At 74.1% G+C, this 7655-nt stretch carries 6 protein-coding genes; 4 read left to right on the forward strand and 2 right to left on the reverse strand.

Annotated elements, in window-relative coordinates:
- The first annotated feature begins 40 nt into the window (after positions 1–40).
- The 3 genes from F1544_RS03815 to F1544_RS03825 are packed head-to-tail and all read left to right on the forward strand — an operon-like array spanning position 41 to position 4952.
- Entirely contained in the window at positions 41–2479 is a 2439-nt protein-coding gene (locus F1544_RS03815; RefSeq protein ID WP_167582251.1) for a methyl-accepting chemotaxis protein, read from the forward strand.
- Positions 2472–4049 carry a chemotaxis protein CheW gene (locus F1544_RS03820; RefSeq protein ID WP_208971238.1) on the forward strand — a complete coding sequence of 526 codons (1578 nt, stop codon included), beginning with the start codon at positions 2472–2474 and terminating at the stop codon, positions 4047–4049. The genes F1544_RS03815 and F1544_RS03820 overlap by 8 nt, the downstream gene beginning before the upstream one ends.
- 39 nt (positions 4050–4088) lie before the next feature.
- Positions 4089–4952, forward strand: a complete 864-nt coding sequence (locus F1544_RS03825; protein ID WP_167582253.1) for a GAF domain-containing protein — start codon at positions 4089–4091, stop codon at positions 4950–4952.
- Between the two features lie 25 nt (positions 4953–4977).
- Here the strand turns inward: F1544_RS03825 and F1544_RS03830 are convergent, their stop codons facing one another.
- Together F1544_RS03830 and F1544_RS03835 are read right to left on the reverse strand one after the other, a co-directional pair.
- A complete protein-coding gene (locus tag F1544_RS03830; RefSeq protein WP_167582255.1) occupies positions 4978–5778 on the reverse strand; it encodes an SDR family NAD(P)-dependent oxidoreductase in 801 nt (266 codons plus the stop codon).
- Positions 5778–6752 (reverse strand): sugar-binding transcriptional regulator, encoded by a 975-nt coding sequence (locus tag F1544_RS03835; RefSeq protein ID WP_308469862.1) that lies wholly within the window; start codon positions 6750–6752, stop codon positions 5778–5780. The genes F1544_RS03830 and F1544_RS03835 overlap by 1 nt, the downstream gene beginning before the upstream one ends.
- Positions 6753–6894: 142 nt before the next feature.
- Here F1544_RS03835 and F1544_RS03840 point away from each other — a divergent pair.
- Positions 6895–7655 (forward strand): zinc-binding dehydrogenase (locus tag F1544_RS03840; RefSeq protein ID WP_167582259.1); only part of this gene is annotated, 761 nt, incomplete at its 3' end.

Consider the following 7655-nt stretch of genomic DNA (forward strand, 5'->3'; position numbering starts at 1 on the left):
CCGTGCACAGCACCGCCGCTCGTCCTCGAGGAGCCCCGTCATGGCAGACCCCCGTCCCGCGAACCCGGTGCCCGGTGCGCCCGCGGAACAGGCCATCGCCGAGCGCCTCGGCGAGATCGCGCTGCGCGAGCAGCTCGTCCTGGTGCTCGATCCCGCCGACCTCGCCGTGCGGGAGGCCAACGAGGCCTTCTGCCGCGTGGCGGGGCGCCCCCGGGCGGACGTCGTCGCCGACGGTGCCGCCGCGCTGCTGAGCACGACGAGCGGCCGCGACCTGGCCGCCGAGGTGGCCGTGGCCGCGTCCGGGGAGCCCGTGAGCCTCCGCCTGCGGCTCGCCGCCGAGGGCGGCACCCGCCTGCTGCACGCCGAGCTGCACGTCCTGCCGGAGACCGGCGGGGTGCTCCTGAACGCCGTCGACGTCACGTCGTCCGAGCGCGACGCCGCCCTCGCCCGGGGCACCGCGGCCGCGGTGGACCGCGCGCAGGCCGTGATCGAGTTCGACCTCGAGGGCCGGGTGCTCACCGCCAACCGGAACTTCCTGGACCTGATGGGGTACGGGCTGGCCGAGGTCGTCGGCCGCCACCACCGCGCCTTCTGCGACGCCGCCCACGCCGCGTCGGAGGAGTACCGCCTCTTCTGGGAGCGGCTGGGGGCCGGCGAGTACGTCGCCGGGGAGTTCAAGCGCCTCACCAAGGACCGCCGCGAGGTGTGGCTGAACGCCACCTACAACCCCGTCCTGGACGTGGACGGGACCGTCCTGAAGATCGTGAAGATCGCGAGCGACGTCACGGAGTCGACCGTCCGGGCCGCGGAGCAGGTGAGCAAGGTCAACGCGATCGAGCGGTCCCAGGCCGTCATCGAGTTCAGCCGCGAGGGCCGCATCATCACGGCCAACAAGAACTTCCTCGACGTCGTCGGGTACACGCTGCCCGAGATCGTCGGCAAGCACCACCGCATCTTCTGCAGCGAGGAGCTCGTGGCGTCGGCCGCCTACCAGGACTTCTGGGACCGCCTCGGCGCGGGGGAGTACGAGGCCGGCGAGTACAAGCGCTTCGGCCGCGACGGGCGCGAGCTCTGGCTGCGGGCGACGTACAACCCCGTGTTCGACGCCGAGGGCCGCGTCGAGCGCGTCGTGAAGTTCGCGTCCGACGTCACCGCCGCCAAGATCGCCAACGCCGAGTTCATCGGCAAGGTCGCCGCCGTCGACCGCGCCCAGGCCGTCATCGAGTTCGACCTCAAGGGGCACGTCCTCACCGCCAACGCCAACTTCCTGGCCGTGATGGGGTACACCCTCGCCGAGGTCGTCGGCAAGCACCACCGCATGTTCTGCGACCCGGCGCACGCCGCCTCCGACGCGTACGCCACCTTCTGGGAGCAGCTCGGCGCCGGGCTCTACTGCGCCGGGGAGTTCGAGCGCGTCGCCAAGTCCGGCCGCGCGGTGTGGCTGCAGGCCACCTACAACCCCATCCTGGACTCGGAGGGGGCACCGCTGAAGGTGGTCAAGTTCGCCACCGACGTCACGGCGACGAAGCTGGCCACCGCGGAGGTCGCCAGCCGGATGACGGCCGTCGACCGGTCGCAGGCCGTCATCGAGTTCGACCTCGACGGCGTCGTCCTGGACGCCAACGAGAACTTCCTCCGGTGCGTCGGCTACTCGGGCCGCGAGCTCGTCGGCCAGCACCACAGCACCCTCTGCCCCCCGGACTACACCCGGTCCGCGGAGTACCGCGACTTCTGGATGCGCCTGGGCAAGGGGGAGGTCATCAGCGGCCGCTTCCACCGCGTCGGCAAGTTCGGTCGCGACGTCTACATCCAGGCCTCCTACAACCCCGTCCTGGACCTCAAGGGGCAGGTCGTCAAGGTCGTCAAGTACGCCTACGACATCACGGACTCGGTCGAGCGCGAGAGCCGCGTCGCCCGCAGCACCGCCGACATGACCGTCTCGGTCCGCGGGCTCGTGGGTTCGACGAGCGACATCGCGAAGAGCTCCGGGATGGCCACCGAGCTGGCGCACGAGACCCACGCGAACGCCGAGCAGGGCGTCGAGGCGCTGCGCGCGGCGCTGGAGGCCATCGACCTCATCCAGCGCTCGTCGTCGTCCATCAGCAAGATCGTCCGGGTCATGGGCGAGATCGCGAACCAGACGAACCTCCTGGCCTTCAACGCCTCCATCGAGGCCGCCCGGGCCGGCGACCACGGCGTCGGCTTCTCGATCGTCGCCGGCGAGGTCCGCAAGCTCGCCGAGCGCTCCGCCGAGGCGGCGCAGCAGATCGGCAAGCTCATCGAGGAGTCCGAGGACCGCGTCGCGCAGGGCGCGCAGGTGTCCAAGCGCGCGGAGCAGGCCTTCGAGCGGATCGTCACCAGCGTCGCCAAGACGAACGACGCGATCCGCACGATCTCCGACCGGACCCGGGTGCAGCAGGAGACGTCGGAGACGGTGAACCAGCTGATCTCCCAGATCGCGGACCACCACGGTGCCTGACCCGGCCGCGGCCGGCGAGGTGCCCGACGGGGCGACCGACTGCGCGACCGGCGGGGGGCACGTCGTCTGCGGGCTGCTGTCGATGGCCGGGGTCGACGTCGCGCTGCCGCTGTCGGCGCTGCGCGAGGTCGTCCCGGCCCCGGCGGAGTTCACCGACCTCCCGGTCCGCGCACCCGGCCTGCTGGGCGCGATGGTCCTGCGCGGCGTGCCGCTGCCCGTCCTGGACCTGCGGCCCGTGCTCGGCACGCCCACGCAGCGCCTGCTCGACCAGGTCGTCGTCATCGTCTCCGACGGGGAGCGGCAGCTGGGGCTGCTCGCCGACGCCGTCCGGGGCATCGGCGAGATCGGCCTCGCGGCCCGCCGCGCCGTGCGCGCCGCCGGGACCGTCCTGCTGTTCTCGCACACCGTCCGCGACGCCGGCAGCGACGCGGTCCTCAGCGTCCTCGACGTCGGGGCCGTCCTGGCGCTGCCGGGCGTGCCGACCGTCGAGGTCGGGGAGGCCGTCGACGACGCCGCGGTCGCCGAGCGCACCGCGGAGCTGCGCTCGTCGGCGACGCGCCGCACGCTGACGCTGCTGCAGTGCGGCCCGCAGGTCCTCGCCCTCGACGTGGACGTCGTGCACACCACGCTCGCCGGCGCCGCGGCGCGCCCGTCCGTCCTGGCCGGGGCCTCGTGCCGGGGGGTCACCGACTTCGCCGGCCGCGAGGTGGCCGTGCTCGACCCGCTGGCCGTGCTGGGGCTGGGCGGCCTCCCGGCGGGCCCCGAGTCGGGGGCGGGGGTCGTGCTCGACCTCGGCTCCGGCTACGTCGTCCTGGCCGTCTCCGCGGTGCTCGACATCGTCCGCGTCCCCACCGACGACGTCCTGCCGGTCCCGCGGTTCTCCGTGGGCCGCCCCGACCTGCTGACCGGGATCGTCGACGTCGCGGGCCGCGGGCAGTGCCTCGTCGTCGACGGGGACGCGCTGCGCGCCGAGCCGGACCTCGTGACCTACGCGTCCGTGAACACCCTGCTGGCGGGGGCCGCCGACGGCGGGGCGCGCGACGGGGCCGCGGCGGCCGTGGCCTCGCGCACCGCCCCCGCGTACCTGACGTACTCGGTCGGCGTCGACGTCGCCTCGCGCCTGGACCAGGTGGCGGAGATCCTCCCCTACCCGCCCGCGTGGACGCCGACGCACGTCGGCGAGCACGTGCTCGGCGTCCTCGTGCACCGGCGTGCCGCCGTCCCCGTCCTGCACCTGCCCGCGATCCTCGGCCTGCCGCGCACCGCGCCCACCGCCTCCACGTGCCTGCTGCTGGTCGAGGTCGACGGGGAGCAGGTCGCCTTCGTCGTGGACACGCTGCGGGGCATCGACTCCCTCACGTGGCAGGAGGCCGGGCCGGACGGCGCACCGGCCCCGCGCCCGCCCGTGCGCGCCTCGGCGCAGGCCCTGCGCTCGGCGGCACTCATCGGCGTGGGCGGCGGCCGGGAGCTGCTGCCCGACCTCGACCTGCCGGCCCTCGCCCGCCGGGTCCAGGCCGAGACGGCCCCCGGGAGCCGCGCCCCGCGTCACGCCCCGGGCGCGCGGGTCTGAGGGCTCAAGCCCCCTTCTAGAACCGTCGATGAGGACACCATGACCACCGCCGCCACGCCCCTGCCGCGCCTGCCGCTGCACGGGCTCTCCGCCCCCACCGGGGACGACGCCCGCCGGGTGCTCGGCCACGCGGCCCACGCGGACGGCCGAATCGTCGACCGGGTCTGGGTGGAGGTCTGCGCCGCCGCGGGCCTGTCCACCGGGGTCCACCTGCTGACCGTGGCGCAGGCCGAGGACCTCGCGGCGGCCATGGTCGCCCAGCCCGCCGCCGTGGGGGTCGCGGGCCGCGACTTCCGGGTGCGGGTCCTCAGCTACAAGCTGCTCGCGGACCAGGAGGCGGCGGCCGGCGTGCCGTCCCGGCCCTACGACCCGGGGTTCCGCTCCGCGGCCCAGCTGGTGCGCAGCCGGATGCCCGACGACCGGCGGATCGCCGCCATCGCGGCGCTCGACCTGTTCTCCGAGGCGAACCGGGGGATCCTCGACACGGCGGCCCGCCGCGCCTCCGAGCGGCTCGGGACCCGGCTCGGGCTCGTGACGCTCCTGACCGAGGGCGCGCAGAGCTACGTCGGCAGCCACCAGCTCGAGGGGTGGCCGCTCGAGGCCGGGGGGACCCCCGTCGAGTGGGCCTTCTGCGCGACGACGGTGCGCCGGCGCGAGGCCTACGTCATCGAGGACGCGACCGTCGACGTGCTGCAGCGGGCGAACCCGCTCGTGCAGCCCGGCGGCATCGTCAGCTACGCGGGGGTTCCCCTCATCACCGTCGACGGGCACGCGATCGGGGCGCTGTGCGTCCTCGACGACGCGCCGCTGGACCCGCGGCCCGACCAGCTCGCGGACCTCGCCGCGATCGGCGCGGAGACGCTGGCCCGGCTCGAGGCCGGTCGCGGCACGGCCACCGCCTGAACCCCGTCGCTCAGGCGGCTGCGGGTCAGGCGGCGGAGAACCCGCCGTCGAGGCGGAGGTCCTGGCCGTTGACCATGGCCGAGGCGTCGGAGGCGAGGAACACCACGGCGTTCGCGACGTCCGGCGGCAGGGCGAAGTGGCCCAGCGGGATCCGGCTCAGCATCGGCGCCGCCTTCTCCGCCTCGCCCCAGACCCGCTGCCCCATCTCGGTCATGACCACGGTCGGACTCACGACGTTCGCGCGCACCCCGGCCGGCCCGAGCTCCAGCGCCAGCACCTTCGTGGCCATGATGAGCGCGGCCTTGCTGGCGCAGTAGCTGTAGTGCTCGGCCAGGGCGAGCGAGCCCGCGACCGAGGCGACCATGACGATGCTGCCGCCGCCGGCCGCGGCCATGGCCCGCCCGACGCGCGAACCCAGCAGCGCGGGCGCGCGCAGGTTCACCGCCATCACGGCGTCCCACGTGTCGGCGTCGACGTCGACGACCGCCTGCGGGTGCGAGATCCCCGCGTTGCCCACGAGGACGTCCAGCCCGCCGAAGGGCACCAGCGCCTGATCGGCGAGCTGCTCCGTCTCCGCGGCCGAGGACAGGTCCGCCACGACGACGGCGGTGCGCACGCCGTGGGCGCGCTCGACGTCCGCCGCGAGCGCCTCGAGCGGGGTGCGGTGGCGCCCGGTGAGGACGACGTCGGCGCCCGCGGCCGCGAGCCCGTGGACGACGTCGGCCCCGATGCCCTGCGACGCACCGGTCACGAGGGCGCGGCGCCCGGCGAGGCTGAACGGGGTGGACGGCGCGCTGGACGACGGGCTGGACGACGAGGTGGGCATCAGGTGTCCTCCGGGGAGATCGGGGCGTCCGCGGTCGTCGCGACGAGGAGCGCGGCCGTGGACGGGTCGGTGACGAGGTGGTTGAAGTACCCGCCGCGCGCGCCGGCCACGATGCTCGGGACCTTCTGCGCGCCGTAGGCGACGGCGATGGTGGTGGGGATGGTGCGGATCGTCTCCAGCGGGGTGGCGATGAGCCGCTGGGCGCCGTCGTAGAGGACCTCGACCCCGTCGGCGTCGTAGAACCGGCTGACGACGTCGCCGACGGCCCGGCGCAGGGGTTCCTCGCCCGTGGGCACGAACCCCGGGATCGACTCCCGCAGCAGGGGCGGCGCACCGACCCCCATGACGGCGCAGCGGGCGCGGCTCCACAGGTCGAACACGCGCTGGATCGAGGGGTCGGTGACGAGGCTGGCGCGCAGGTCCTCCCCGGGCATGGCGGGCGCGAAGAGGAACTTCGGCACCCCGCCGATGCCGACCGCGACCTGCCGGGTGATCTCGTTGGTCTGGTACCAGGCCTCGGGTTCGTCCTGCCCGCCGACCATGGGGGCGACCAGCACCCCCGGCAGCGAGGGCAGGCCCCGCTGCGCGACCTCGTAGACCGTGCGGCCCGAGGACACCAGCAGCACGTCGTCGCGCACGAGGCCCACGCCGGCGAGGGCCTCGGCCAGGACGGGGGACACCGCGTCGGGCACGTGGCCCGGCGCCCCGGCCGCGGACAGGTGCACGCGCTGCAGGCCGAGCTGCTCGCGCAGCCGCTCGGCGAGGTCGGAGGAGTCCTGCTCGCTGGGGGCGACGACCTCGATGCGGACGATGCCGCGGGCCCGCGCCTCGCGCAGCAGGCGGCTCACGGTGGCGCGGCTGGTGCCGAGGCGCTCGGCGACCTCGGCCTGCGTGGCGTCCTGCAGGTAGTAGAGCGTCGCGGCGGTGTGCAGCAGCGATGCGGGGAACCGCGCGCCGGACGGACTGAGGGCCACGACGGCCTCCTCTCGGGATCCGCTCACCCTACGAGGCGTCGGTGCCTCATCGCGGCCACACTGTTGCACAGATGTGCTGGACAAGTGTGCGGAACGCCCCTAGCGTTCGGAGCGCCAGAGCGCCGTCTGCGAAGGAGCAGTCATGACGAGCACGATGAAGGCTGTCGTGGTGCACGGTCCCCACGACTACCGCTTGGAGGAGATCCCGGTCCCGACCGCGGGTCCGGGTCAGGCCCTGCTGAAGGTCGAGGCCGTCGGGATCTGCGCCTCGGACCTGAAGTGCTACCACGGGGCGGCGAAGTTCTGGGGCGACGAGAACCGTCCCGCGTGGGCGGAGACGATGACCAGCCCCGGTCACGAGTTCACCGGCCGCATCGTCGAGATCGACGCCGAGGCGTCCGCCCGGTGGGGGGTCGTCGAGGGTGACCGGGTCGTGGCCGAGCAGATCGTGCCGTGCTGGAACTGCCGCTACTGCGACCGCGGGCAGTACCACATGTGCCAGCCACACGACATGTTCGGGTTCAAGCGCCGCACCCCCGGGGCGGCGGCGAAGTTCCCCGCGAAGGTCATCGCCCTGGACGCGCTGCCCTCGAAGCTGGCGCTGGCGAGCAAGTGCGGGGCGGACCTGACGATCAACATCGCCGAGCAGGACGCGGTGGAGATCATCAAGGAGATGACCGGGGGCTACGGCGCCGACGTGTACATCGAGGGCACCGGTCACCCCTCGGCGGTGTCGCAGGGGCTGAACCTGCTGCGCAAGCAGGGCACCTACGTCGAGTACAGCGTGTTCAAGGACCCGGTGAGCGTGGACTGGTCGATCATCAGCGACGACAAGGAGCTCAACGTCCTGGGCGCGCACCTGGGGCAGAACACGTGGCCCGCGGCGCTGCGGATGATCGCCTC

Source organism: Kineococcus rubinsiae (genome assembly GCF_011839805.1).
Classification (GTDB): domain Bacteria; phylum Actinomycetota; class Actinomycetes; order Actinomycetales; family Kineococcaceae; genus Kineococcus; species Kineococcus rubinsiae.

Excerpts from the sequence above, each read along its gene's own strand:
- F1544_RS03815 (WP_167582251.1), top strand. The coding sequence starts at position 41 with ATGGCAGACCCCCGTCCCGCGAACCCGGTGCCCGGTGCGCCCGCGGAA.
- F1544_RS03825 (WP_167582253.1), top strand. The coding sequence starts at position 4,089 with ATGACCACCGCCGCCACGCCCCTGCCGCGCCTGCCGCTGCACGGGCTC.
- F1544_RS03830 (WP_167582255.1), bottom strand. The coding sequence starts at position 5,778 with ATGCCCACCTCGTCGTCCAGCCCGTCGTCCAGCGCGCCGTCCACCCCG.